The organism is Microbacterium sp. KR10-403 (genome assembly GCF_040196215.1).
GTDB lineage: Bacteria > Actinomycetota > Actinomycetes > Actinomycetales > Microbacteriaceae > Microbacterium.
Genome location: NZ_JBEGDC010000002.1, coordinates 267,835 through 294,111 on the forward strand (window position 1 = coordinate 267,835; position 26,277 = coordinate 294,111).

Here is a 26,277-nt window from a genome sequence, read left to right on the forward strand (position 1 = left end):
CTATCCGCCTGCTTCGGCCGACGGTGCCGGGTCACTCGTCGGATCAGTCGAACCTGGCGTCGTCGGCTCCGACGACGGCGTCGGCTCCGGCTCCGGCTCCGACGGTTCAGTCGACGGCGCAGTAGACGGAGCAGTCTCGCTAGGCGCCGGCGTACTGACCGGCTTCGACGTCGTCACCGGTGCTGGTTGCGGCGCGACGGGTATTGTCTGCTGCGGCGGTGCAGAGGGCACCGGCGTCGGAGTGGGCTCCGTCCGCGTCACGGTGATCACCGAGCTCACTCGGTCACCGTTGGCGTTCTCGGCTACGAGCGTGTAAGCCTGTTTACTCGCGTCGCACCCGAAGGCCATGGCATGGTCCTTCATCTCGGTCGGGAGCACCGTCTTCGGCGACAAGTCGGCTTTCTCGGCTGTGACAGAGCCGGCAACGACGGCAACCAGTGCCGCATGATCGACTTTCCAGCTGAGCTTGACCTTGGCTTTCGCGTCGTCTGCCGCGCACTCCACCGTCTTCGCAGCGGCCGCAAAGGATCCGATCACCGGCAGACTCGGGGCAGGTTCATCCGTCGCGACAGAGGCCACGCTGTTCGATCTCTGTGGATCGGGAGATGCAGAGAGGTTGGCTGCCAGCGCCAGGCCGGCGCCAGCCGCAATCGCGAGCACAATGGCGCCACCCGTGATCAGCACGGTCAAGAGCCTTCTCCGGTGCCGCTCACGAGTGCTGGCGATATAGCGCCCGCGCCTCTCAGCGTCTCGCGAACTCGGGCGCCCCGAGCCAGCGTCCTTCACATGTTGCGAAGGTGTCTCGATGGCGATCGGGGTGGTTGCAAGCCCGACTTCACCCAACAAGTCATCCAGCAAAGAGGGCTTCGACTCCGCTTTGGAAACCGGTATGGTTCGCGCCCGTCCTCCCTGCGCAGCAGCCATTGCGGCTGCCGATGCCGCTCTCTGCAACGCCGTGTCCGATGGTTCAGTGGGGGTCTTCGCTCTTGGCTTGGCGCTCGAGGCTGCTCCGACAGCCGCGCTCGACGGATTCTTCGTCCACTTCAGATACTCACCGATGACATCGTCCGCTGGCCCATCCGCGCGGAGCTCACCCTTGTGAATCCACAGAACCCGCTCGCACGTGTCGCGGAGCGATTTCGATGAGTGGCTCACGATCATGACCAGTCCCGCACTATCGCGAAGTTCGCGGAGCCGTTTGTCGCTCTTCTGTTTGAAACGACGGTCACCGACGGCAAGCGCTTCATCGATGAGCAAGATCGAATGCGATTTCGCCGCAGCAATCGCGAATCTCAGTCGAGCGCCCATCCCCGATGAGTAGGTGCGCATGGGATGATTTATGAACTCGTTGAGCTCGGCGAACTCTGCTATCTCATCGACTTGTGCCGCGGCTTCCTCTTGAGAGAAACCCATCGCGAGAAGGCCGATCTTGATGTTGTTCTCACCCGACAGCTCCGGAACGAGCGCGGCGTTGACCCCGAGCAGCACCGGGCGATCAGCCGCCCAGATCGTTCCTTCAGAGGTCGGGATGAGCCCACTCATCGCGCGGAAGAGCGTCGACTTGCCGGAGCCGTTATGGCCGACAACGCCGATCGTCTCCCCCGCTGATGCAGTGAACGTCACCCCACGAAGGGCCGGCACGGTCTGCAAACCGCGACCGCCGCGCAGCGCACCACGGAGACTGGGAAGACCGTCGCGGCCGCTGACGCGTTTACCTGACGCGTACACACGATACGTGACGTGCGCATCGTCGACGACGATCATCGGGCGAGCCTCGCCGGCTCGCCCGCTCTTCACGCCACTCGGCAAGATCAGTTCAGTCGGTGAGGCCATACCTCGCCTCAGCCTTCCAGAAGTAGACAACCCCAATCACAATCGCCAGCAATGCCCACGCGGGCGCGGCGACCATGACAAGTGGCGGCACCGGATGATCAGTCAACATCACACCACGCACCAGCGCGATGAAGTCATACGTGGGAATGAGATGGGCAATAGTCAGAATGGTGGGGTGGTCGGCAAACGCCTCATCCAGCTGAAAGAAGATCGAGCTGGCGTAGAACAACAACCTGTTGATGACGGGAATGAATTGTTGCACGTCTCGAACTCTCACCGACATTCTCGCAACGATCAGCCCCAGACCGAGATTGAACACAGCCATCATCAGAAGGATCGGTATCACGAGCAGCCATGACCATGCGATGGGCACGCCGAAGACCAGCAGGAGTACCGCCAGCAATGCGACGACCGGCACGAACTCGAGTCCGTGTTCGATCACCACCGATAGCGGGAGAAGTAAGCGCGGAAACCCCAAGCTCTGCACGAGTTTCGAGTTTCCCGTGATAGCCCGCGCCCCTCCCGAGAAACAGGAGGTGAAGAACTGGAAGATGAACACGCCGATGAGCAAGTACGGAACCCAGTCGTCCGGACGCGCCGAACTGGACAGCAGCGCGCCAAAGATCGTCCCGTAGATCGCCGCCATGAACACCGGCTTGAGCACAATCCACAGCAATCCGAGTCGGTTCTGAAGCAGTCTCGAGACCAACCGATACTTGGCCAAGGTGAAAGCAAAAGACCGCCGACGCCAGGTGTCGACAAGATACGCTCCGAGCGGAGGTCGATGCCCGACAAGCATGAGACCATCCGTGAACGGCGGAGTGAGCGCGTCTGCCAAGGACTCTCCACTTTCTTCTTCGCGCCCACGCGCGCGTGCGACCGAGATCAACCCGGCTGACGTCGAGATACTATCGCGTCGGCATGAAAGCGCCCTCAGCTTCACACGCCGTTGGTTCGAAACCGCTCATTTCTGGCAGCCGCATAGGATTGTCGGCGACACGCCACGCCCCTGTCGGCGAATGCGGGCGTTGCACTGCCCGACCATCCTCGACGGAGTCCCAATGCACCCGACACCCCGCGTTTCCATCGTGCTCCCCCTGTACAATGACGCGTCGACGGTCGCAGCGACCATAGACAGCTGCCTGGCACAGACACTCCACGAAGTGGAGATCATCTGCATCGACGATGCGTCCACCGATGCCACTGTCGAAGTGGTGGCGGAGTACGCCGAACGCGACCCTCGCGTCCGGCTTCTACGCCAAGCGCACAACTCGTCGGCTTTTCAGGCACGACGCGTCGGCGTTTCAGCTGCTGCCGCGGGGCACATTCTCTTCGTCGATGGTGACGATGAATTAGCTCCCGAAGCCGCTGCGAAATCGCTGGCCATGGCAAACGCACACGCGGCTGATCTGGTGGGTTTCGGTGTCGACGTCATCAGCCTCGACGGCGGCGTCGTCGGCGGCTACCAGTCTCGTCTGGCACCCAAGCACACCGAACTGGCGGGTGCCGACGTGCTCGCCGGCCTCTTTCCGGTCGGGCAGCCTGCGCAAGGACAGCTGTGGCGCTATCTCTTCCGTACCGAACTGCTGCGCAAGGCTTACTCCCTGTTACCTGAAGGCCTGGTCCTCCCGCGGGTGAACGACCTCCCCATCACGTACGTGACGGCCATGCTTGCATCGAGCTTCGTGTCCATGCCCGATCGTCTCTACCGATATCACTACGGTCGTGGCGGAAGCGGACAGTCAGTCGAGACCCTGACACAAGCCCAGTTCTACGCTCGAGCCATTGAGTCCATCGAGAGTGTCCGCCCAGCCGTCAAGGCCGTGGCATACACCAGTGCCGACCCCGGCGCGCTCCTCGAGAACTACGAATCGGTCCGACTTTCAATCATCGGTTACGTGTGCACCTACCTTCTTCAGCACACTCGACACGAGCTCCGAGCGGAAGTGCTCGAGCATCTGCACTCCTGCGCACCGGCGCAAGACATCGTCCTCGCCGCAGTGCGTTTCTACCCCGACGCGCTCAACGCCCTGAAAGCACATAGCGAGCCGATCGACCTCACTGAACGGCCCGTTCGCAGCGTGATGCTCACCACCCGAACGCTCACGACCGGTGGCGTCTCGGGCGTCGTCCTCGCGCAGGCTTCGCTCCTCATGCGCGCGGGGTATCAGGTCACCATCGTGGCCCGCCGCTACGGGAGCGACCCAACCGCGGTCCCCGACGGCGCCACATTCACAGAAATGGTGGGGCATGGCCTGGCCGAACGCCTGGTCGAGTGGGTCGACATCTGTCAACTCCATTCTGTGGATGTGATCATCGATCATCAGGTCCTTTACAGTCAGGACTGGCCCGAGTACGCACTCATCGCGCGGAGCATCGGCGTCGCGACCATCGGCTGGCTCCACAACTTCGCGGCCCGCCCGATCTACGATCTCAACGGGCTGCACGAGCTGATCAAGACGAACGCTCGCTTGCTCGCCACGTTGGTCAGCCTCTCACCTTTGGACGTCGCGTTCTGGAAGCTCTGCGGGGTACCGCAAGCGGTGTACGTACCGAATCCTCCCTCACCTCTCCTTCTTGAGCTCACGGTGGCATCTTCACCGAAGACGCTGCAGAACAGGCGCCTGGAGCTGATCTGGTGGGGGCGCCTCGACGAACACACCAAACGCGTGACCCAGCTGCTTGAAGTGGCCGACAAGCTCCGTGGCGAGGCCGTCGACTTTCACCTCACCATCGTCGGCCCTGACTGGCAGGAGTGGACAGCTCGTCGCTTCAATACGCTGGCACGCAAGCGCGGGCTGGACCACCTCGTTGAGGCTGTCGGGGAGAAGCGCGGCCAGGACCTCGTCGACGCGATCGATGCCGCCGATATCTTTGTGACGACGAGCATCATCGAGGGCTACCAGCTGACCATCGCCGAAGCCCAGTCTCGAGGGCTACCAGTGTTCATGTATGCGCTGCCATGGTTGACGCTCGTCCAAGAGAACGATGGGGTGGTCTCCGTTCCTCAGGGCGATGCTGCCGCTATGGCGACCCGTATCGCAGAGTTTGCGTGCTCTTCGGAACGGTATACCGAGTTGTCACGTGCATCGCTGGAGGCAGCCCGTCGAGAGCTCACCTACGATTTCGGTCGCCTCTACGAGCAAGTCATCACGGGCTCTCTCCCGTCCAAGTACTCGCCCGAACCCACGTTCACAGATGCCCAGCAGTTGCTCCGCCTGGTCCTCTTCTACGCGGAGCAGAATGCGGGCGTTCGCGATGCCGCAAAAGGAGCGGCGACGCGCTCTCGAAGCAGTGGGCGCCGAGGAGCTCACTCGTCGTCGCCAGCACGATCGCTACGCTCTCGGGTCTGGCGCGCAGCAACGCCGCTGGGTCGCACGGTGCTGCAGTTGTTCCCAAACTTGAGGCCCCTCGCCCACCGGGCGAAGACAAGGCTCACGGGACGCTGACAGCGAGGTTTTCTAAGCGGGATGTCGTTCGTCCCATCACCACATCGCGGATCCGCTCGGTCAACGCGCGCAGCTCTCGACGGCTCGCCTCCACTCGATCGTCGAGTATCGGCCGTTCTCTGCCGAGATACGCTGCCCGCTCGGCGAGGGTCGCGTGCTCGCCCGTGAGCGCTCCGATCCCTGCTGCGTCGAGAAGACGCTTGATCTTCTGCGGGTCTGACGCTGTTCCCAGAGGGTAGGCACCCTCGGTCGCCCCCATGATCAGCGCGTGGGCCCGGTCGCTGATCACCGCCAAGGCGCGCGCGTACACCGACCGTACATGGCTTTCAAGATCTGTGTGCCTCGTGCTCGGAGCCACCAGGTATCGTCCGCCCAGCGCCCGCGCCAGTTGTACAGCCCGTGGGGCATCCCGAGACACCTGTGCCACTGTCACGACCTCGGCCACTCGTTGATATGCGAAATACTTGACCGCGTCAATCCAGTCAGCACCAGGCCAGGGCCGGTCGAACCTCAGTGTGACGGCGATGAGTCGGCGCTCACCGTACGGTCTCCACCGTGAAGGAGAGCTTCCCAGTGCGAATGCCCAGTCGGGAGCCACCTCGCCGAACCCAGCAGCATCCCGTGAAACGCTGTCTCTCCACGACATGACAGCCGCCTCGCGCAACAACGGAGAAAAGGACACTGACGCGGCCTGAGCAGGGTTCTTCAGGCCGAGGCCTGTCGCAAGGATCACGCCCCCACCCTTCACAATGCCGGACATCTCGCGCACGCGTTTCGCATTCGGATACGCGCGGCCCCCACGGGGGTTGATCTCCCCCGCGTTGACCACATAGATCGGCTTCTCGACACCCTCGCTCGCGCGAAGCCAGGATGGGCGATTCGAGTAGAGGGCGTCGCGTGCACTAAGCGGCAGACCGGAGACGTAGTCCGAAGACTGCTCCTCTAAGAAAACGTGGAGTCGCACTCCGGCCCCTTGCAATGCTCCAAGAGACGCCGCGCGCAATGCCGAATCGCCGAGATTGTCGTCTTGTCCGGATGGGTGAACGAACACATCCCGCACCGTCAGCCTCCTCAATCTGGTCTCTTTAGTATGGAGGAATGCCACCTGCGAATCGATCAACAAGAGTTAACGGCCCGTTGGTCGTCCAGGAGATCCACCGCCCGCCGGCACCCTTTCTCAGGTACGTCGATCAGGTCGTCGGCACTAATCATCCGGGGATCGAGTACAAATTCTCTCAGGGCGTCCTGACCGATCTGGATGTCGACGTCGTCCACGTCCTCGACGCAAACCTCGATCTACTGCTGGGGACAAGCGGTGAAACACCCTTGCACCGACTCTTGGCAGTGCTCGCGTTGACCAGGAATCTTCGTCGGCACCGCATAGCCCTGGTGAGGACAATCGATGAGACGACCTGTCGCGTCGAGCGACACACGCTGTCCCGCTTGGCGTGTCGACTCCTCGACAAAAGCACCAGCATATTCATCGCCGCTGACACGTCACTGGTGTCGCGCGGCTCGAGCAGGGCGCGGGTGATCCCGCATCCACATTTTCGTGAACGGTTCGATGGGTATCCCCGTGGCGAACAAGTTCGAGGGCGCATGCTCATTATCGCCCCCGGAAGCGAGCTCTCCGATGACGCTATATCTCTCCTTGCCCTTCCCAGTGTCGCCACTGTCCCCGGTCTCACACTGCGATTGGCAGGCACTGCTTCAGGGCCGCTCAGAAAATCGATTCAGTCCGCGATGGCTCGAAGCCGTTCCACTCTGTCTGCCCGATTCGAGCGCATCTCGGATGGAGCAAGCGTGCAAGAGTTCGATGCTGCCGAGTTGGTGCTGCTTCCGAAGGCACGATCATCCGCTGATCTTCAGACGCTCTTCCTTGCACTCTCGCTCGAGCGCCCTGTGCTCACGCCCCGCACCGATCTCACGATGAGTATTGCGAACTCAGTGGGACACGGCTGGCTGTTCCTCAGCGAGGGGCCGCTCACGGCCCAAACAATTGACGGCACGTTCGCCGCGCTTCGCGAATCGGACCGGGCGCGACAGCCCGATCTGACTGGGCGTAGCCTCGCCGCTACTCGCGACGCCTACGCCGCGCTGTTTCGCTCCGCGGCGTCCGCGACCCACCCAAACTGATAGCCGCCGTTAGCCACGCGGAACGGAGGGAGATGGGCGCAAAACGCCTCACTCTCGTGGAGTTCTGCGAATGATCCGAAGCTGAATCGAACCTGGCATATTCAACGCGAATCCGGGTCCGCTGCCTCTCAACTCCCGCACATGTATCGCGAGCTATTTCGCGTACCCGAATGACGTGTAATCGTACTTGTAGAGTTCCTGTAGGCGGCCCACCAGCCGAGGCTCGAGCTCGACCTGCGAACTCATAAGTCCAGAGTTCCGACCGTCCTTCCCGCGTTCCAGCGGGACGCTGAGGCCGAGCTCGAACCGCCGATTCAGATCATTGAACACATTGTCAAGTCCGTCCTCAAGTTTATAGACCTCTGCATTCCGTGTCTGGAATTCGTGCTGAGGCCGAAGGTGGTTGTCAAAATGAAATGGGTCGCTCGCATGGCTGTCGAGCGCTTTCGCCGCCCAGCTCGAAACATACTCCGCCGATGGCGCAACTCCTGCGAAGTTCCGTTTGCGGTGCCTGTACACGAATTCGGAGCGAAACCTCGCCAACGGCTCGCGAACGAGCATGAATACCGCATCAAAGCGATCGATCAAGAAGATTTTCTCAAGAATCTCTGCATGCATGTGTTGCGGCGTGCACGGACGAAAGTAGTTCACCGTCCCCGGCCCCGTCTTGCCATCAAGGTAAAGCGATCTATAGCCGCTCTGACGGAAAGCGTTCTCAACGCTGGTACCACCACATTTCGGCACATGGATGAAGAGAATGTTCCGGCCATTTTTTCGGAAAACAGGCATCGGTCCTCCATAAAACACTTAATCACGCGGCCAAAAGCCACAAACGGATAAATCTTCCACGATTCGTACGTCCCCCGACGAGCACCGTCTCGTCGATTCTCCACGCCTCTACCAACCTGGCCCTTCAGACAACCTAAGTCATTGCACCGCTCAGAATGCCTCCGCGCCAAATAGGATGTATCGTTCACATCACATGCCTATGACTGACAGCGGCTTCTACGACTGTTCCATATGTGTTCCACGTTGCGACTCGACGAGCGCTGCTTCAAGACGCGCCAACCGATCTTGGATTCGCTGTTCCAGCGCCGGCGCAACATTTGTCGTGTCGACCCGGAGTCTTTCTAAAGTCGCATTCATACGACCAAGCCTCTCGTCGATAAGGGCTTGGCCCCTGAGCAACAGTTCCCGCTGGTCGATTGTCACGTTGTATTGATGCCGGGCATAGAAGCTTGATTGCTTCATCGAAGTGGGCAAGATTCTCATGAGCCAGCCTCTCACTCCCGTGCGTGGGACCGAAGGGGCATTCTTACGGTCTCTCGCTGTGCGGGCGCGCGAGTCGCCTAAGAGCTGTCGAACCTTCTTCTCATTCCTGGCCGCGGCCGCCTGCGCACGATCGACCGCACGGCGCTCACGACGTATGAGTCGCTCAGTGAACACGAGGTATTGCCTCATCAGCAAACGAGCATCGGCAATGGTGGGTTCAGGAGACTGCTCCGGAGCCAACTCACCTCGGACGAGGTCCGAATAGAGTCGTGCGAAGTCATGGGACACGGCGGCCCGGGCCGCCGTGAGGGACGCCTCGGAGAGCTCGGCATAGTATGCCCCGTCAGTTGCAAGTGCTGCCAGCGCAAGGGCCGCGGCCCGCCGATCCCCCTGCTCCACGCTCACGATGCCGGAGTTATCGCGCAGCGTCGCGAGCCAAGGCAGGTCGTACATCACCAGAGGCAATCCCAGCGTCTGTGCTTCAACGAGAGTGAGCGGATAGCCTTCAATCGCGCTAGTGCTCACGTAGACGTGAGCGTGAGATATCGCGTCAACAAGCCTCTCGTGGTGCAGTGGGCCGGGCGTCACGACGCTATCTTCGATGCCCCACGCACGAGCGTCCTCACGAAGCTGTGCCGCACGTAGATCGGTGCTGTCGGGTCCGATAATCGTCAGGCGGAACGAGATGTCAAGATCGCGAAGGTGCGCACCAATTTCGATAAGGTCGCGGACCTGCTTCGTCGACTGCTGGAGTCGACCCCACCACACAATTTCGAGAGGACCCGTAGGGGTAGGCCGAGGCCCCAGCTGAGTTGGCAAGCTCTTCAAGAACGGCGAGGCCGGGTTCGGTAAATATGCGACGTTGTCCAGTCCGAGCAATTTCCAATAAGCAACATCGGATTCTGAAAGCACAACCGTCATCGCGAGAGTCGGAAGGTAACGATCAAGGAAACTAGTACGAGTGGAGCCGTCAAGCACCGGACGTAGTGCGAAGTTGTGAAGCCAGCCGATCGTTGGTATTCCATATTCACTTGCTGCGAGAGCGAAGAACGGCCAACGTTCGTTGTAAAGGATGTGATGATCGATAATCACATCGACGTTCTCTGAACGGCAAAGCTCAACAAAGCTTGCCAGTTTTTGCCCTCGTGAATCGCCCAAAATCTGCTTTAGATCGACCCCGGCAGGGAGGTCGAATTCAGTGTCGGGCGACGCATCAACTGCGATGGTGACATTGAATCCCGCATCTACCAGGTACTCCGCCTGCGACACCAACACACCCTGCACGCCGCCTGTTCCAAGGTTGCCCGTGCGCAACAGCACATGACGCGTACTTCGCGATAGCGGAGCGGGTGAGGCGATCGAAGCCAGCATCGGAAGAGCCTTTTCACAAAAGTCCGCGCACGCAGATGCCAGTGCCGCTAGACCAACACGTTCCCGCAACAGGTTCAAGCACACCATACGCAGGTCATCGTCGGCGATATCGCGCACATAGTCAAGTACACGACCGACAACGCTTAACCGCACCGAGTCATATGTTCGAGCAAGCAGCTCCCCTTCCAAATTCGCTACGGCCTCTTGGGCGACTGAAGCGGCGATGGCATCGATCGAGTCGATGGCGGACGCGTTGAAGAGGTAATCGTCGAGATCAGACACTCGATGCCCGCTCGCGCCCCGCTGGAAGAAATACCGATATAGCACCTTCCGAGTCGAAACGTACTTCCGCGCGCGCATCAAAGCCAAGAACGCGATAGGAAGGTCATTGACGCGAACGAGCTTCAACGAGTCCGGGAGCGAACTGTAGGCTGCGACGAGGAGCTCTCGATCGAAGAGATAACGCCACAGTTGGCCCTGCGCGGTCACGCCCACGGGGAACAGCGTCCTGACGATCTCGATGCCACGAAGCTCTTCATGCTTCGGCTGCATACCTGCTTCATGGCGACTGCCGGTCGAGCCGTCTGCCCTGATCACCTGACAGCCGAACCCAACGACGTCCGCCGAGCGGTCATGTGCAAGCGCCAACCCGGTCGCGGCGCACTCCGGCACCAAAAGGTCATCGCCATCAAGGAAGAGAACAAACGGCGCCGTCGAAGCGGCGATGCCCACCCTGCGAGCGTGGAACGCCGTCATGTTCGAGTCAAGTTGAATGAGGCGGATGCGGTCATCAGAGGCTGCGTAGCGCTCGACGATCGCGGCTGTTTCATCGGTCGACGCGTCGTCGACCACGATGACTTCGATCTCCCCGAGCGTTTGCGCCAAGCAACTATCAAGCGCGCTCGCAACGTGTTCTTCGTCGTTGAAAACAGGCACGACGATCGATACCTGCGGCGTGAGGGACGTTGTCGTACTGCTCTGCATCGATCCTTGCTACCTTTCAGAACTCCGCGAATGGTGCGCGGCCACCGGCGTGATCCGGAGCGCTCAACTCCTGCGAACCTCATGTTTGTTGACGAGGGACTTGTGCCGGGGCGCCCCGAGCAGCGGCGCTAAGACACCCCGGGACCTCTCGACGACAGGACCCGTACCCCTCATCAGGCGCAACACGAGTGAACGCTGCTGGCGAACAGCCTCCGAGTACTGGGCACTCGTTCATCGCCAACGCTCATGGCTGATCTGGTCAGACCGAAGCAGCGAACACGAGGATCGCCGATATCGTCTGCCATCCCTGCCATAAGACCGCACCCGATCCAGCATATAGGGGACCCGTTGGGCCCCATCGACACCTGTCCGCGTTTGGAGTCCCTCTGTGCAGGGGTTCGACCGTCGGCGTGCCCTAAAGTCGCCGCTCAGTGGGGTGGCGCTCCGACAGGTTGGTCTCCCCCCAGAGCTCTTCTCCACTCGTCTCCGAAGATGCGCCCGAAGGCGCGAACACGTCTTCCTTTCGGCGGGCACGATGGTGACGCCGTGACCTGGTCCCGATGACTGCCAGCGTGATGACGAAGAATCCCAGACCCATGCCAAGAATGAGAAGCGGCCCGAGGAGGGTCTGTTTCGCGACGGTCGAAGGCTCGATGAACGGAGTGGGTTCAGCTGACGCCGTGTTGGGGGGGGATTGAGACCTCGCCCCTTCGTCATCAGCTGTGAGGGGGTAGCTAGCCAGGTGGTGTGTCAGCGCATCCCACGTCACAAGATTTCCGGCGTGACCGTCGTTTGCACGGTTCTCCGAGATGAATCTCGCCACGGGGTCTTCACGAGACGAGGGGGTGATGTAACCAGGAATCAAAATCGGCGATAATTTCACGCCTTTACGCACGGCATATGCGTTGTAGAACACATCTGCAGCCAACTCGGCAAGGGAAGACCGTCCTGCACGGACGTTAACACCGTCACAGAACCCGGATGGCAGCCCTTGCGTGGCCTGATTCTGCGCGACTTGCACCGTGTAGAGCACGCCGGTGATGATCCGCGTCTGCTGTTCGCCATAGAGATCCTGGCCTTGGATCCACGCGGTCTCGGCGGCGTTGATGATGCCGCTGAGCCCCATCGACGTGTGAGCGAAATCGCGGCAGGTCTCTTCGCTCTGACCATTTTGAAATGTCATGCCTGGATCTGTCTGCGGGCTGGATTGACACGCCGGCACTTTGTCAGCCAACCACAGGCAACTCAGACTTGCCGGTGTTTGATACGCGGCCGCATAGTTTGAGGGAGGTATCGGAAGGTCCCCATCCGTCGAAAGATAGATATAAGACATCACGCGTTCACGCCACATAGTGACCGCTCGATCGTACAGAGCGCGGTCGTCCAAGAAAACAGCAGTGTTCATCAGCCCGTCCGCGGCAGAGAGCTGCCAGTTTCCCCGAGCCTGACCGTAATCGAACGTGGTCAGCGTAGGAATCAAGACTGTGCGGAGCATGACGCTGAACTGATCGACGTCAAGCTCCGCTCCTCCGGGAGTCGGCGAATAGATGTATCGCAGTAACTCCGCCCCACGTATCATCTGCTCGGCTGTCCACGCAGTCATCAGCGGGCCGTTCTTTCCTGTGTTGCCCTTGAAGTGCTCGGCGTAGGCGTTGAGGATTGCTATCGCGCGTCTTGCATAGATGTCATCATCGGTGTACCAGTACATAAGGGCCTGGCCGTATACCGCGCGCGCATCAGCCTGCTCAGCGGAGCATCCCACGTCGGGATTGTTGTACCAGCCACAGACCGTTACGCACCCGGATGGGTCGTGGAGACTACACGCTTCATGCTGCGAGCCAGCGGCGTTTGCAGAATCGAACTCATTGAACGTGGGAGCGCCGCGTGTCACATATGGGGAGTCCCGTAGCTGATTGAAGTTGTCGATCCACGGCTTGTCACCCGCAAGAACATGGGCTTTGGTGGTCTTCAACTCATCAAGATTCACGAAGACACCAGGGTGAACAAAGCCCGCTGAAGAAACAACTGGCGCCACGTCATCAGGGCTGGCATCGGCACGAGCAGGCGTGGACATGAGGATCGGCAGCACGAGCATGAGGGTTGCCCCCAGCACGGCGATGAGAAGACGTGTTCCTGACCTCCGAGGTCGCGTGCCCATGTGCGTGGATCGGGCGTGGGCCATGACTTCTCCTGCTGACATGTCGTTCACGAGAATCGGTCACGACGTCGAGTTCGATGTTGGTCACTGGTTGCGCAGGCGCGCGCTCGTCGGCTTAGAGTCTTCGTCGCGGGGATCTGCGTAAACCGAGTCGAGGTCACCCGCGGGGGAGGTTTGTGGCGTTCGATCACACACCATGTCTGAACACGGACCCCACGACCTTATGTCATCTTGCTGAACGCAGAAACCCAGCCTCACGTCGGAGTCAGATGCCTGGCTCTCATCTGATGCGACCGCTGCGTCCGTGGCACGCTTTATCCGTCGGGATGTGGCGTCTCGCGAGACGGATGGGAGGATGGAACGTCGATCGTCACCCAATCGAAGGCAGTCCCCGCTATGCGCACAGTTGTTGTCGGAACCTCGAACTCGCTCGTTCAGGGCGGTTTGGCGAATGGGCTCAGCGACGGTGGATTGAACATCGTTGCGAACGGGTCGCTCCCCCACAGCCAAACGACGATCTTGCCGTTTCGGCTCGCTGACTCCGAGATCGGCGGGCAACCGTTCGATCACCTTGTCGTCGAGATCACTCCCGACGAACAGCTCGCACTGCGCGGTGGGCTCGCGAACTTCGCGATGACCAGGAACGTCCTCGATTGGATGTTGTGCTGGTGCACGAATCGCGGCATCAGAGTCACGTTCGTGACCATGCCCGAGTTGTGGAGCTACAAACAGGCCGACGATCTGCGCGCCTTCGCGGCGCGGCAGTTCGTAAACACTTACGCCGAAGACCATCGCGTTCAGCTCTTCGACGGGTACGTCTGGCTGGAAGCTTGGGCAAAAGGACTCGGCATCGAGCCCACGAGCTGTTTCGCCACACCGACGAACATGAACGTCGACATCTCGTACGAATTCGGAAAACACATCGCGCAGTCCGTCGATGATCACGTCGCCTTAGCGACCGCGGCGGCACCCGGTCTGGAGTTCGAGTACATCCCGCTTGCAACGATGCCGTCTTGGGCCGACGCCCACACACGCGTGCGATCTGCTGCAGCCGATACGGTCGATCTGCTGCAGCTCGAACGGGGCGCGCAGTTCGAGCTGTTGCTGAAGCGAGGTCTGCTCGTGGGAACAGTTCACAACTTCGCGGCAAGCACGGCAGCACTGCGGATCGCGGGGACCGAATCTCGCACCAAACGCCTCGACGGAAACCCCCGGCAGAGGCTGATGCTCACGGCATGGAGTCTACGCACACCGGTGCCGGTCAATGGACGGACGCTGCTCAAGGCGCTCCCCGTCGAATATCGGCCCGACCTTGAGCCCAACCACGTCACGGTGTGGCGTCCTCTGAACCAGAAGGCGAAGGGAGTTCCCGTCGTCGAACTGGCCGGCATCGTGATGGCCGCCTACCGCAGCAGACGGGCCGCGCGCACCATGGACTCACACTGATCGCTTCGCGAAGGAGGTTTTGAGAGCATGCGAACCGGCGCCGCCAAACACTCCCCACGCGCCCATCGTTCGTCCCCCACCTTCGTCTCGCTCACCGGGCCCGCCGGCAACATCGGCGATGCGCTGATCCGCCGTGGCACACTCGACTGGGCACGTGACACGTCTGACGTACTCGTCGCTTATGTCGGCGAAGCTCCCGACGCGTGGCTCGAACAGCTCGGTGTGCCCGCGGATGCCATCGTGCTCCGGTCGAAGCGCAGCGTGCCGCGCTGGCTGTGGATGCTGGCGACGGCGCCGCGTCATCCCGTCTTGATCTTCGAAGCCGGCGAGATCCCCCTTGATCGTGGTAATGAAGTGCGCGAGCTGGTCTTCCTGGCCGAGACCGCCATCGTCCGCCTCAAGGGCGGGGTGGTCATGCGTCCCCCGCGCGGCATCCGTGCCCCCACCGCGCTCCCCCTCTGGCTGCACAGACAGGCCGCTCGGCTCTCGCAGATCGCGCTGTGGCGAGACGCGGCGAGCGCCGCGGCCATCGGTAGCCCTTCGATCGCGCCCGACATCGGCTTCGTCGCCGGTGTGCGGGCGGGGCGCCCGTGGGCGGACCGCGATGAGCTCATCATCAGCCTGCGCGGCGCGCGACCACTCCCCGACGACGCGTGGGTGCAGGCGGTGCGCGCAACCGCCGCTGCCGGAGGACTGCGCATTCGCACCGTGGTGCAGGTACGCGAAGACGAAGAGCGCGCCCGTGAGCTCGCCGCGCTGCTCGACGGCGAGTTCGAACCATGGGGCGACACCGACGCTCTCGCGCAAGAGGCTCTGCTGCGCGAGCGCTACGACGGCGCACGACTCGTGCTCAGCGACCGCATGCACGTTCTCGTGCTCGCGGCACTCAGCGGTGCGGCCCCCGCCGAACTCGTGCCGCACCCGACACGCAAGATCTCCGACGCCTTCGCGACGATCGGGCTCACCGCGGTCTCGTGCGATGCATCGACGACCGATGCCGAGGGCATGGCCGCCTTTCTGCGCACGCAACTGCGCCGCGGCACCGAGACCGCCGAGTGCGTGCGCGAGGCGGTCGAGCGCCTCACCGCCCTCGAGGCCGACGTGCGCGAGACGATCCGGGCGGCGCGGTCATGAGCGAGCGCATCCTCTTTCTCTCACACAGTCACGCCTTCGGACCGTTCCGCGTCGGCAGTCACCACTACGCGCGCACGCTCGCCGCCCAGGGCGCCGACGTCGTGCACCTGTCGACGCCGATCTCGCTCGCACACCGTGTGACCGGCCGCATCAGCCGCGAGGCCGCGGCCGTCGTGCCGACCAGCGCGCACTGCGACGCCGACGGGGTGACCCACCTCATTCCGCGCACGCTCGCGCCGGCGCCGTACGGGCGCTTCCGCGTCGCTCGCGCGCTCAAGCGCGAAGGGATTGACACCACATTCGACGCCGTGCTCATTGACCAGCCGCTGCTGTGGGACGCGTCGGTGCCCACTCTGGCGCCTCGGCTCGTGTATCGACCGACCGATCTCTACCCCTCCGGCGTGAAGAACACGTTGCAGCGCCGCATCGCGGCATCCGTCGACGGCATCGTCGCGACCTCGAGCGAGGTACTGCACGCCCTCGGTCCGGTGCAGGCCGCGACGCTCGTGATCGAGAACGGCGTGGACGCGACGCGGTTCGCCGCCAACGACGACGACGAACCGCGACCTGACATCTGCGCGTATGTGGGAGCGCTCGACGCCCGATTCGACGACGGACGAGTGGATGCCTGGGCCCGATCTCACCCGCGGGTGCGGTTCACGATCGCCGGCCCCGGGGGCGCTCCGGCAACCCTGCGCGCCCCGAATATCGATGTCATCGGCGCGATGCCGTACGACGAACTCCCCCAGCTGCTGCGCAGTGCGCGCGTCGGACTGCTGCCGCTATCGGACGATCCCGTTAACGCGGGCCGTAGCCCGATGAAGCTCTACGAATACCTGGCCGCGGGGCTCGCCGTCGTCGCCCGCGAGACACCGGTGATCCGCGCCGACGAGGCGAACGGCGTCTTCACCTACACAGGCCCCGACGACGCCGATGCCGCGCTCGAGCGGGCGCTCGCGCATCCCTCCCCCAACGTGCCCGGTGTACGGTGCGCAGCGGCCGAGTCGTGGGACGCGAAGACGCACGCGCTGCGGGAGTTCGTGTTCGGGCTGCCCGGTCACTGAGCGGGGCGGCCCTCGATCAGGCCAGCACCCGCTCAAGCGCGTCGGAGACGATGCGCGCGGTGCGATCCCAGTCGTGCGCGCCCGTCGGCGGCGTGACGCGGCGCAGAGCGCTGGCAGCAGCGATCATTGTCGCGGCCCACTCCGCGGCATCCTTCGCCGACTCCACTGCCCACCCGCGATCGCCCACGACCTCGGCGACGGCCGCGCAGTCGCGCCAGAAGAGTACCGGCACCCCGCACGCAATCGATTCGAGCGCGGGCAGGCCGAAGCCCTCATCGGTCGACGGCATGACCGTCGCGACCGCCCCGCGATACAGCGACGCCAATTGATCGTCATCGACGCCGTGCAGCCACGTCATCCGGTCGGCGATGCGCAACGCCTGTGCGCGCGCCTGTGCGGTGGCGATCTCTCGCTCGGGCAGCACCGCTCGCAGGGTCACACCCGGCGCGAGTGCCAGCGCCCGCAGCACGACCTCGAGGTTCTTGTGGGGGCGGATGTTGCCGACGAACACCAGGTACGGGTCTTCGGCCACGGCCGCCGACCCGTCGGGCTGGAACGCCGCCGAGCAGCCGTTGCCCGCGTTGACCACCTGCACGGCGTCGTCGCGCAGCCACGCACGGATGTCGCGAGCCGACGTCTCAGAGACGGTGAGCACCAGCCCGGCCTTGCGCACCGTGCGTCGCACCGGCCCCGCGTAATACGCGGCGAACTTCGCGCGTCCGGGCCACGGCGAGCGCAACTGGATCAGGTCGTGGATCGTGATGATCTGCCGGGGTGCGCGCACGAGTGCACCGTACCCGGGTGAGTACACGACCGCGTTCTCGTCGAGTCCCGGGAGTGCGCGGAACGCGTCTCGCGGGGAGTGCGGTGACCCGTTGAGGCCGAGCGGGCTCCATACCGGAGTCAGACGCGAAAGCACCTCGCGGGCATAGCGGCCGATGCCGTGCGCGCCGCGGTAGCGGTCGTCGACGTACAGCGGCCTCATACGGGGCCCCCGCGGTGTGCGGTCGAGGGCTTCGTGCCGGTGGACGCCGCAACCCACTCTACGATGCGGTCTGCGAACACGGAGCTGTCGAACTCGCGAGCGCGTGCGATGCATGCCTCAGGCCGAGCCGTCAAGGCCCGATCGACGGCACGGGCGAGCTCGCTCGGCACCCACTCGCGCACCAAAGCGCCTGTGATGCCGTCGACGACGGTCTCGGCGGTGCCACCCAGGGCGCTCGCTACGACGGGCGTTCCCGCAGCCATCGCCTCGACGGGCATGATCCCGAAGTCTTCGACCGCGGGGAACACGAGAGCACTGGTGCGGCGGTACAGCTCCGCCAGCAGCGCCGTGGACGGGTCGTGCACGATGACGACCGGAATATGGCGGTCTTCGGCCAGCGCACGGAGGCGGTCTTCATCAGAGCCACCGCCCGCCAGTACGACCGGGATGTCGGCCGCAGCACCCGCCTCGATCACGAGGTCGAGGCGCTTGTAGGGCACGAACCGTGACACCCCCAGAAGGAACTCCGTCGGTAGTGTCGCCAGAGTCGCTGCCTCCGACCCAGCGAGTTCGGCCGGCGCTGCGGTGAACGCCGACACGTCCACCGGCGGGTGGATCACGGTCGCCTGGCGATCCCACACACGTGCGACTCGCTCGGCGACGAACTCGCTGTTGGCCGCGATCGCAACGGGCTCCGCCGCGCGCCGACGGTCGAGCGGCTTCAACAGTGTGGACACGGTCCGCGCGACAGCAGAACTGCCGCGGCCGTCGAGCTCCGGCGCCCAGATGTATCGCGCAGGGGTATGCGCGTAGACGAGCTTCGGCGCGTGCCGCGCGGCCCCTCCGAAGCGCGCGTGATGTGCGAAAAGATGGCTGCTGCACAGCAGCCATTCGGCGTCGCGGGGCGGTAGATGGCGCCATACGAGCGGCATGACCGGCAACGCTGCCGCTTTGCTGTGCCGGAGCGGCGTGCGTGCGAGCACCGTCTCGTGCACTCCGGCGAATCGACCCTCGCTGTCGTTCCACAGGCAGAACCGCTCAGCGTCGGGGAAGACCTCGGACAGTACCTCGAACACGTTCTCGGAGCCACCGTGACGCGACAGCCACTCGTGGATCAGGATGCCTGGCACCTCGAGATGCTATCAGTGTCAATCTCGACAGCTCTTGAGTCCCCAGCAGCCGCAGGAACAGCTTCGCATAGGATTACGGGGTCGGCCACGCATGTCTCGGCAGCAACAGAAGGAGTACTGCATGTCGCATCCCACACGTACCGTCGCGGTCGTTCTCGCCGGAGGAGTCGGCGTACGGGTAGGGCTGGGGATTCCGAAGCAGCTGATCAAGATCGCGGGGAAGGCGATCGTCGAGCACACCCTCGATGCGCTTGAAGCCAGCCCGCTCATCGACGAGATCATCGTGATGATGAACAGGAGCGCGATCGACCAGCTGGAGCCGCTGCTCGGCAACGATCGATTCCCCAAGCTGACCAAGGTCCTGCCCGGTGGCGCGACCCGTAACGATACGACTCAGCTCGCCATCGCCGAGCTCGAGGGCGATGACACGAAGGTTCTGTTCCACGACGCGGTGCGCCCATTCATCGACGACCGCATCATCGGCGACTGCGTCGAAGCGCTCGACCACTATGACGCCGTCGACACCGCCATCCCCTCGGCTGACACCATCATCCGTGTCGACGACAACGGTCTGATCGCCGACATCCCCGACCGCTCCTATCTGCGCCGCGGCCAGACTCCCCAGGCGTTCCGGCTCGGGGTTATTCGCCGGGCGTACGAGCTCGCCCGAACGGATGTCGATTTCAAAGCCACTGACGACTGTGGTGTGGTGTTCACCTACCTGCCGGACACGCCGATCTTCGTCGTGAACGGCACGGCCGAGAACATGAAGGTCACCGAACCGATCGATGTGCACATCGCGGACAAGATCTTCCAGATGCAGTCGAACAGCCTGTCTCTCGAGAACATCTCGTCGGTTCCCGATCTGACGGGCAAGGTCGTCGCGGTCTTCGGCGGAAGCTACGGGATCGGACAAAGCATCGTTGAGCTCGCGCAGGACGCCGGCGCCCAGGTCAAGGAGTTCAGCCGTTCCACCACCGGAACCGATGTTCGGTCGGCGAAGGCGATCCGAAGAGCTCTGCGCACGGTGCACGACGAACTCGGGCGGATCGACACGGTCATCCTCACTGCAGGCGTACTGAGGATCTCGCCGATCGTCGACGCGCCGAAGCGCGAGATCAAGGAGACAATCGGCATCAATCTCGTCGCGCCCGCGATGCTGTCGCGCGAGGCGTTCCCCTACCTCGAGGAGAGCGGTGGACAGGTTGTGCTGTTCACGTCGAGTTCCTACACACGCGGACGGGCGAACTACAGCACCTACTCGGCGACCAAGGCGGGGGTCGTCAATCTGACGCAGGCGCTCGCCGAGGAATGGGCGGAGTCAGGCGTGCGAATCAACTGCATCAACCCTCAACGCACGCACACCCCGATGCGCACGCACGCTTTCGGGGAGGAGCCCGAAGGCACACTCCTCGATCCCGTGGACGTCGCGCGCGTGGCCCTGAACGTGGCCGCCTCGAATCTCACCGGTCAGATCGTGACAGTGCAGGTCGCCCAGATGGCGGCGGCAAAAGCCTGATCCCGCCGATCACCTCCAAGTGAGGCGGCCGCCATCGGCGAATATTCGCCAGGCGGCCGCCTCGCGTTTCAGCGGCCGCCGTCGACGTAATGTCGGGCCGCGTCGAGGAACGGCCGCGCGCAGTTCTCGCCGGTGGCGTCGCCGAGGTAGTGGCTGCGGACCGCGCGGCGCACCTCGCTGAGCGAGTCTTCTCCGAGCATGTCGTCGAGCGCCGCAGCGAGGCCATGGGTGCTCGAGTCGGCCACATCGAACACGTAGGCAGAACGTGACAGTGGGAACTCTTCCACGAAATCGTCTCCGTGGGACGAAACCGCCGCCATCGCGAACGGCTTCTGCGAGATGAGGAAGTCAGAGACGACGCTGGAGACGTCGGAGACCATCGCGTCACTCGCGTTGAAGCAGTCGAAAATCGACATCTCCGTCTCTGCCACCGGCCCCCATCTATGTGCGCGACCGTGCGCGTTGGCATCTTCCTCGAGAATGCGAGCGATCTCCGCACAGGCCCTGGCGTTCTTCTTGTGTCGAGGCGCATACGGGTGCGGCCGGAAGATCACCGCGCAGCCCCGTGCGAGCAGCTCCTGCACGATCTCGGTCCCTGCGCGCAGAGAGCTATAGTCCGAATCCTCATAGAACCCCGACCAAGTGGGGCTGTACAGAACGACGGGTTCGTCGATCTCGCGGATGGGCTGACGAGCGGGCTCCACTCCGTCGAGCTGCGGACGCCCGACGAGGACGAATTGGTCCCGACGGGTCTCGATGCCATGTGCCTCGAAACGATCGACAGCTGCCTGACCGGCGACGAAGTTCCTGTCGAACTGCCGGAAGACGGGACTCGCGCTGGCGATCTTGTCGCTGTCGCCGTGGTTGAGCTGAATGTGCGTCAGTTCGGGAAAGCGCACCATATGGGAATTGCGGGTCGCCGTGTTGCAGTAGAAGACCGTGGTCAGCGACGGACAGAGGATCGCATCCAGATCCGTGAGGGCCGTGCGGAGGATGATCGGTCGATCAGTGATCTTCGCGAGTTCACGCACGTTGACCGCCGTTCGGGCGAGAACGATGTAGGGCTCACCGATTCGGTCGAGATACGGGAGCCACATACCCGCTTGGTACGCGGTCCCGCCGGGGGCCTGCCAGTGGAACGCGAACTTCGGAGCGAGCTGTTCGACAATGAGTGAGATGTTCTCCTCGAAGCGTGCACGCGCCGTCCGGTAACGAGCTATCTGTGTGATGACCAGGATGAAGAGCACGAGGGCGGCGATGAGGACAAGCGCTACGGGCCACAGGGCGATCTGCAACGGCGAGAGCGCGAGCGCTACGAAAACCGCGATCGTGTTGGCCCAGAAGACTGCGGTTCCGAGCGGCACGGAAGGTAGCGGGATGCTCACACCCGGGACGTTGACTGCCACCGGCGCGCTCGACGTGACGGACTTACGCACACCGCGCTCGGCCAAAACGAAGATTGCAAGGATGAGGAGGACCACTGCTTCCCAGACCTGCGCCCCGACCCGCACATGCACGGCGAGCGATGCCAGCACGACGAGCGCACGAGCATTGGTGTAACCGCCGATAGCAGTTCCTGACATGCCGAGCGTTTTCGCGGTGCGCGCAGAGATCAGCGGAGCGACGACAAGCACCATGGTCACCCATGCGATGACCAACGCCGCCCAGGGGAGGTGCGCCAACGCGAGCGCAGCCACGACGGCAGCGATGGCAAGGGCGTCGCAGACCATCGCGTAGCCGCCGATGATCTTCAACTTCGCCCGTAGCGACGACAGACGAGAGCTCGCAGACATCGAGCCACCTTCCCGGTCTCGGTTCCGTGCAGACTCCCCAGGATATCGCCCGAGCTTTGCCGAACCTGAGCGACCGAGGAATAGGTCTTCGCGTGTTCTGCGAGCCCGTGGATCGCCCCGGTACCCTGTTCAAATGACCGAGTCGACATTGCAGGTGAGCGTCATCGTTCCCGCATACAAGCCTGGTGACGGCATCCATCGCGTGATCGATTCACTCGATGCCCAGACACTGCCACCCGATCAGTTCGAGATCATCATCATCGATGATGGCTCCCCCGACGACACCTTCGGCCGCCTGACCGAGTTCGCACGCACACGACCGAATCTCCGCGTCGAACGGATCGAGAATTCGGGCTGGCCGAGCCGTCCGCGCAACATCGCCACTCACATGGCGCGCGGAGAGTATGTGGTGTACATGGACCATGACGACTCCCTCTTCCCCGACGCGTTGCGTCGCGCCACCGCATACGCCCGTGACGTGAAGGCAGATGTGCTCAACGTCAAAGAGATGAAGACGAGCGACGCGTGGTGGTGCATGCCCGCGTTGGCCGAAGGCAATGCGGCCGACATCCGCGCCGACCACCGCATCGACCGCATGCTCCCGATGGTGCCGCACAAGATGTACCGCCGGGAGTTTCTCCTGGAGAACGACATCACATATCCCGAAGGCCGACGCATGCTCTGGGAGGACATCTACTTCAATGTGGAGGCCTATGCGAAGGCCGAGAAGGTCGCCGTTCTCGCGGATGCTCCGTTCTATGTGTGGCACTCTTCAGCGACCAACAACTCGAAGTCGTACGGACCGCTCGACATGGAGTTCTGGGACCGCATGGATGACCTCATGCGATTCATCGATGCGACGCTGTCTCAGCCCGAACTGGAAAGCGAGCATCGCGAAGCCCTCCTGCATCAGTACCGCGGCCGCGTCGTCGGACGCCTCGGCAAGGCGCTGCAGAACGCGACCGCGAGCGAGACCCGCGCGTCCGTTGCACGCGCCAGGAAGCTGCAGGAGCGGCACATCCCCCCTGAGTGGGATGCGCTCCTCGGCCCCTGGAACTTCGTGCGAGCCGCGGCACTGCGCGCGGATCGCCCCGATCTACTCGCCCATGCACACAGGCTTTACGGGGGGCTCAGCGCATCGGTCGAGACGCAACGTGTCGCGTGGGTCGACGGCGTTCTGGAGATCGACGTCACCGCGCACTGGCGTGGTCAGGCCGGCGATCACCTGACGCTTGAGCGGCGCGGCACCCGGATCGGAATGCCGCTGCCCGAGGAGTTCAGCGAGATCTTGGATTCTCCTTGGATCGACCTGACCGACACGATCCAGAGCTTTTCACTCGATCTGGGGGCGCGGTCCCGAGATGACCATGCCATGTGGCAGCTTCCCCTGACTCAAGAGATCACCCAGGCCGACGTCGGCGATGACGGGGTGCGCGTGACGATCACCGGGCATGCTCGGTTCGACCCAGCAACCCTCGCCGGAGGAGACCGCGCGGACCCCGGTGTGTGGGATGTGCTCTCGGTCTGCCGATGGGCGGGACTGGGCCGTGCAGGGCGCCTCCGAACGAAGGAGCAGCCGCATCCCGCGCTCCTGTCTGGAACCCCGGCAGTCGCATATCGCTCCAACAAGGGCGGGCTCGCGATCGACCTTCGACAGCAGTTGCGCTCCGTCGCCTCAGATGGCGGGGCGACGACCGTGACAGGCGCACCGGATGGTGCGCGCACAGTTCTTGCTCTTCCTCGGGTAGTTGTCACAGGGAAGACGGCCCTCGCCGTCGATGTTCTCCTCTGCGACACCGAGGGTTCTCCGCGTCCTGACCTCGCTCCCATAGCGGCACGGCTCCTCGGAGAAGACGGCGAAGCACGGCTCGAATTGGACGCCCAGCTTCCGGCCGGAAGTCATCAACTCGCATTCCGCACGCCAACAGGCACCGTCAAGAGCCGCTATGTGCTGACCCGGACTACTCAGGGAGTCGAGTTGAGCCTCGCGGCAGCAGCCCCCAAACTGCCCACAGTCGCCAAGGCCAAGCCGAAGCAACCTGCGCCCCGGAAGTCGCTACTGAGGAGGATCGCGCGTCGACTCCTGCGACGATGATCTTCGTGGTGACGGCGCCGTACCTGGCAGAATGAGATTGTGAAGGGCATCATCCTCGCCGGCGGCTCCGGCACGCGCCTGCATCCGATCACCCTCGGTGTGTCCAAACAGCTCGTCCCGGTGTTCGACAAGCCGATGGTCTACTACCCGCTGTCGACGCTCATGCTCGCCGGCATCCGGGACATCCTCATCATCACCACACCGCACGATGCGGCGGCATTCGAGCGGCTTCTCGGCGACGGCTCGCAGTTCGGCGTCTCATTGACATATGCGCAGCAGCCCTCACCCGACGGGCTTGCGCAGGCGTTCACGATCGGTGCCGACTTCATCGGCGATGACAAGGTCGCGCTCGTGCTCGGCGACAACCTGCTCTACGGACCGGGGCTCGGCCGCCAGCTCACGCGCTTCGGCGAGATCGACGGCGGTGCGGTGTTCGCGTACTGGGTGTCCGAGCCGCGGGCCTATGGTGTTGTCGAGTTCGACGATGACGGCCGCGCCATCTCGCTCGAAGAGAAGCCCGCAGAGGCGAAGAGCAACTACGCCGTGCCCGGTCTGTACTTCTACGACAACGACGTCATCGACATCGCCCGCAACCTGAAGCCCAGCCCGCGCGGCGAGTACGAGATCACCGACGTCAATCGCGCCTATCTCGAGCGCGACAAGCTGCAGGTCGAGGTACTCCCCCGCGGCACCGCGTGGCTCGACACGGGCACGTTCGACCAGATGATGGATGCCGGCGACTACGTCCGCACGATGGAACGCCGTACCGGCATGAAGATCGGCTGCCCCGAAGAGATCGCCTGGAGCCAGGGCTTCCTCACCGACGATGAACTGCGCGAGCGCGCAGAGCCGCTGGTGAAGTCGGGCTACGGCTCTTACCTTCTCGACCTTCTCAAGAGAGGACGCGCATGACCCGGCTGCTCGTGACCGGAGGTGCCGGTTTCATCGGCTCGAACTTCGTGCACCACGTGATCGAGAACACCGACCATCACGTCACGGTGCTCGACAAGCTGACCTACGCAGGCAACCGTGCGTCGCTCAACGACCTGCCCGACGACCGCTTCACCTTCGTGCAGGGCGACATCTGCAACGCCGAGCTCGTCGACGGCCTGTTCAGCACCGTCGACGCGGTCGTGCACTATGCCGCCGAGTCGCACAACGACAACTCCCTCGACGATCCCCGCCCCTTCGTCGACACGAACATCGTCGGCACGTACACGCTTCTCGAGGCGGCCCGCCACCACGGCACCCGGTACCATCACATCTCCACCGACGAGGTGTACGGCGACCTCGAGCTCGACGACCCGCAGCGGTTCACCGAGCACACGCCGTACAACCCGTCGTCCCCGTACTCGTCGACCAAGGCCGGGTCAGACCTGCTCGTGCGCGCGTGGGTGCGCTCTTTCGGCGTGCAGGCGACGATCTCGAACTGCTCGAACAACTACGGCCCGTACCAGCACGTCGAGAAGTTCATCCCGCGTCAGATCACGAACGTCATCCGCGGCATCCGCCCCAAGCTCTACGGTGCGGGTCTGAACGTGCGCGACTGGATCCACGCCGACGACCACTCGTCGGCCGTGCTCACGATCCTCGAACGTGGCCGCATCGGCGAGACCTATCTCATCGGCGCCGACGGCGAGAAAGACAACAAGACCGTCGTCGAGCTGATCCTGCGCCTGATGGGCCAGGAGCCCGACGCCTACGACCATGTCAACGACCGCGCCGGCCACGATCTGCGGTACGCCATCGACTCGACCAAGCTGCGGGAAGAACTGGGCTGGACGCCGCGATTCCGCGACTTCGAGGCGGGGCTGTCCGCGACCATCGACTGGTATCTCGCGAACGAGGGCTGGTGGGCACCCGCGAAGGACGCCACCGAGGCCTTCTACGCGAAGAAGGGGCAGTAGG

At 63.2% G+C, this 26,277-nt stretch carries 18 protein-coding genes; 9 read left to right on the forward strand and 9 right to left on the reverse strand.

Annotated elements, in window-relative coordinates; translation table 11 throughout:
- Both ABMQ42_RS04970 and ABMQ42_RS04975 read right to left on the reverse strand, forming a co-directional pair.
- The gene (locus ABMQ42_RS04970; RefSeq protein WP_349721748.1) at positions 1-1,764 is read right to left on the reverse strand and encodes an ABC transporter ATP-binding protein; all 1,764 of its coding nucleotides are present in this window, start codon (positions 1,762-1,764) and stop codon (positions 1-3) included.
- A gap of 52 nt (positions 1,765-1,816) precedes the next feature.
- Entirely contained in the window at positions 1,817-2,671 is an 855-nt protein-coding gene (locus ABMQ42_RS04975; RefSeq protein ID WP_349721749.1) for an ABC transporter permease, read from the reverse strand.
- 223 nt (positions 2,672-2,894) lie between these two features.
- Here ABMQ42_RS04975 and ABMQ42_RS04980 point away from each other — a divergent pair, with 223 nt between their 5' ends.
- A complete protein-coding gene (locus ABMQ42_RS04980) occupies positions 2,895-5,282 on the forward strand; it encodes a glycosyltransferase (protein WP_349721750.1) in 2,388 nt (795 codons plus the stop codon).
- Here ABMQ42_RS04980 and ABMQ42_RS04985 read toward each other — a convergent pair.
- Complete coding sequence (locus ABMQ42_RS04985) at positions 5,269-6,387, reverse strand: polysaccharide pyruvyl transferase family protein (protein ID WP_349721751.1); 1,119 nt, start codon at positions 6,385-6,387, stop codon at positions 5,269-5,271. The genes ABMQ42_RS04980 and ABMQ42_RS04985 overlap by 14 nt on opposite strands.
- Here ABMQ42_RS04985 and ABMQ42_RS04990 point away from each other — a divergent pair.
- Positions 6,381-7,418 (forward strand): hypothetical protein, encoded by a 1,038-nt coding sequence (locus tag ABMQ42_RS04990; protein WP_349721752.1) that lies wholly within the window; start codon positions 6,381-6,383, stop codon positions 7,416-7,418. The genes ABMQ42_RS04985 and ABMQ42_RS04990 overlap by 7 nt on opposite strands.
- 153 nt (positions 7,419-7,571) lie before the next feature.
- Here ABMQ42_RS04990 and ABMQ42_RS04995 read toward each other — a convergent pair whose 3' ends face one another.
- The 3 genes from ABMQ42_RS04995 to ABMQ42_RS05005 all read right to left on the reverse strand — a co-directional run bounded on the left by ABMQ42_RS04995 (position 7,572) and on the right by ABMQ42_RS05005 (position 13,140).
- The gene (locus ABMQ42_RS04995; protein WP_349721753.1) at positions 7,572-8,207 is read right to left on the reverse strand and encodes a sulfotransferase family 2 domain-containing protein; all 636 of its coding nucleotides are present in this window, start codon (positions 8,205-8,207) and stop codon (positions 7,572-7,574) included.
- A 216-nt stretch (positions 8,208-8,423) separates the two neighbouring features.
- Positions 8,424-11,045: a glycosyltransferase gene (locus ABMQ42_RS05000; RefSeq protein WP_349721754.1), complete on the reverse strand. Its 2,622-nt coding sequence runs from the start codon at positions 11,043-11,045 to the stop codon at positions 8,424-8,426.
- Positions 11,046-11,460: 415 nt separating this feature from the next.
- Positions 11,461-13,140 carry an alginate lyase family protein gene (locus ABMQ42_RS05005; protein ID WP_349721755.1) on the reverse strand — a complete coding sequence of 560 codons (1,680 nt, stop codon included), beginning with the start codon at positions 13,138-13,140 and terminating at the stop codon, positions 11,461-11,463.
- Between the two features lie 459 nt (positions 13,141-13,599).
- Here ABMQ42_RS05005 and ABMQ42_RS05010 point away from each other — a divergent pair, with 459 nt between their 5' ends.
- The 3 genes from ABMQ42_RS05010 to ABMQ42_RS05020 are packed head-to-tail and all read left to right on the forward strand — an operon-like array spanning position 13,600 to position 16,847.
- The gene (locus ABMQ42_RS05010; protein WP_349721756.1) at positions 13,600-14,649 is read left to right on the forward strand and encodes a hypothetical protein; all 1,050 of its coding nucleotides are present in this window, start codon (positions 13,600-13,602) and stop codon (positions 14,647-14,649) included.
- 27 nt (positions 14,650-14,676) lie between these two features.
- Positions 14,677-15,783, forward strand: coding sequence for a hypothetical protein (locus ABMQ42_RS05015; RefSeq protein ID WP_349721757.1), 1,107 nt, complete (start codon positions 14,677-14,679; stop codon positions 15,781-15,783).
- Entirely contained in the window at positions 15,780-16,847 is a 1,068-nt protein-coding gene (locus ABMQ42_RS05020; protein WP_349721758.1) for a glycosyltransferase, read from the forward strand. The genes ABMQ42_RS05015 and ABMQ42_RS05020 overlap by 4 nt, the downstream gene beginning before the upstream one ends.
- Positions 16,848-16,863: 16 nt before the next feature.
- Here ABMQ42_RS05020 and ABMQ42_RS05025 read toward each other — a convergent pair whose 3' ends face one another.
- A complete protein-coding gene (locus ABMQ42_RS05025; RefSeq protein ID WP_349721759.1) occupies positions 16,864-17,832 on the reverse strand; it encodes a glycosyltransferase family 4 protein in 969 nt (322 codons plus the stop codon).
- Entirely contained in the window at positions 17,829-18,962 is a 1,134-nt protein-coding gene (locus tag ABMQ42_RS05030) for a glycosyltransferase (RefSeq protein ID WP_349721760.1), read from the reverse strand. Before ABMQ42_RS05030 ends, ABMQ42_RS05025 begins: the two co-directional genes overlap by 4 nt.
- Before the next feature lie 34 nt (positions 18,963-18,996).
- On the opposite strand from ABMQ42_RS05030, the gene ABMQ42_RS05035 reads away from it, so the two are divergent.
- Positions 18,997-20,481 (forward strand): SDR family NAD(P)-dependent oxidoreductase, encoded by a 1,485-nt coding sequence (locus ABMQ42_RS05035; RefSeq protein WP_349721761.1) that lies wholly within the window; start codon positions 18,997-18,999, stop codon positions 20,479-20,481.
- A 68-nt stretch (positions 20,482-20,549) separates the two neighbouring features.
- Here the strand turns inward: ABMQ42_RS05035 and ABMQ42_RS05040 are convergent, their stop codons facing one another.
- Complete coding sequence (locus ABMQ42_RS05040) at positions 20,550-22,274, reverse strand: CDP-glycerol glycerophosphotransferase family protein (RefSeq protein ID WP_349721762.1); 1,725 nt, start codon at positions 22,272-22,274, stop codon at positions 20,550-20,552.
- A 133-nt stretch (positions 22,275-22,407) separates the two neighbouring features.
- On the opposite strand from ABMQ42_RS05040, the gene ABMQ42_RS05045 reads away from it, so the two are divergent.
- The 3 genes from ABMQ42_RS05045 to rfbB are packed head-to-tail and all read left to right on the forward strand — an operon-like array spanning position 22,408 to position 26,276.
- On the forward strand, positions 22,408-24,369 hold the full coding sequence (locus tag ABMQ42_RS05045) for a glycosyltransferase family 2 protein (RefSeq protein ID WP_349721763.1): 1,962 nt from the start codon (positions 22,408-22,410) through the stop codon (positions 24,367-24,369).
- 39 nt (positions 24,370-24,408) lie between these two features.
- Positions 24,409-25,281 carry a glucose-1-phosphate thymidylyltransferase RfbA gene (gene rfbA / locus ABMQ42_RS05050; protein ID WP_349721764.1) on the forward strand — a complete coding sequence of 291 codons (873 nt, stop codon included), beginning with the start codon at positions 24,409-24,411 and terminating at the stop codon, positions 25,279-25,281.
- Positions 25,278-26,276 carry a dTDP-glucose 4,6-dehydratase gene (rfbB, locus tag ABMQ42_RS05055; RefSeq protein ID WP_349721765.1) on the forward strand — a complete coding sequence of 333 codons (999 nt, stop codon included), beginning with the start codon at positions 25,278-25,280 and terminating at the stop codon, positions 26,274-26,276. Before rfbA ends, rfbB begins: the two co-directional genes overlap by 4 nt.
- The last annotated feature ends 1 nt before the right edge of the window (position 26,277 follow it).

Excerpts from the sequence above, each read along its gene's own strand:
- ABMQ42_RS04970 (WP_349721748.1), bottom strand. The coding sequence starts at position 1,764 with ATGATCGTCGTCGACGATGCGCACGTCACGTATCGTGTGTACGCGTCA.
- ABMQ42_RS04980 (WP_349721750.1), top strand. The coding sequence starts at position 2,895 with ATGCACCCGACACCCCGCGTTTCCATCGTGCTCCCCCTGTACAATGAC.
- ABMQ42_RS04990 (WP_349721752.1), top strand. The coding sequence starts at position 6,381 with ATGCCACCTGCGAATCGATCAACAAGAGTTAACGGCCCGTTGGTCGTC.
- ABMQ42_RS04995 (WP_349721753.1), bottom strand. The coding sequence starts at position 8,207 with ATGCCTGTTTTCCGAAAAAATGGCCGGAACATTCTCTTCATCCATGTG.
- ABMQ42_RS05000 (WP_349721754.1), bottom strand. The coding sequence starts at position 11,045 with ATGCAGAGCAGTACGACAACGTCCCTCACGCCGCAGGTATCGATCGTC.
- ABMQ42_RS05005 (WP_349721755.1), bottom strand. The coding sequence starts at position 13,140 with ATGCTCGTGCTGCCGATCCTCATGTCCACGCCTGCTCGTGCCGATGCC.
- ABMQ42_RS05010 (WP_349721756.1), top strand. The coding sequence starts at position 13,600 with ATGCGCACAGTTGTTGTCGGAACCTCGAACTCGCTCGTTCAGGGCGGT.
- ABMQ42_RS05015 (WP_349721757.1), top strand. The coding sequence starts at position 14,677 with ATGCGAACCGGCGCCGCCAAACACTCCCCACGCGCCCATCGTTCGTCC.
- ABMQ42_RS05020 (WP_349721758.1), top strand. The coding sequence starts at position 15,780 with ATGAGCGAGCGCATCCTCTTTCTCTCACACAGTCACGCCTTCGGACCG.
- ABMQ42_RS05025 (WP_349721759.1), bottom strand. The coding sequence starts at position 17,832 with ATGAGGCCGCTGTACGTCGACGACCGCTACCGCGGCGCGCACGGCATC.
- ABMQ42_RS05040 (WP_349721762.1), bottom strand. The coding sequence starts at position 22,274 with ATGTCTGCGAGCTCTCGTCTGTCGTCGCTACGGGCGAAGTTGAAGATC.
- ABMQ42_RS05045 (WP_349721763.1), top strand. The coding sequence starts at position 22,408 with ATGACCGAGTCGACATTGCAGGTGAGCGTCATCGTTCCCGCATACAAG.
- rfbB (WP_349721765.1), top strand. The coding sequence starts at position 25,278 with ATGACCCGGCTGCTCGTGACCGGAGGTGCCGGTTTCATCGGCTCGAAC.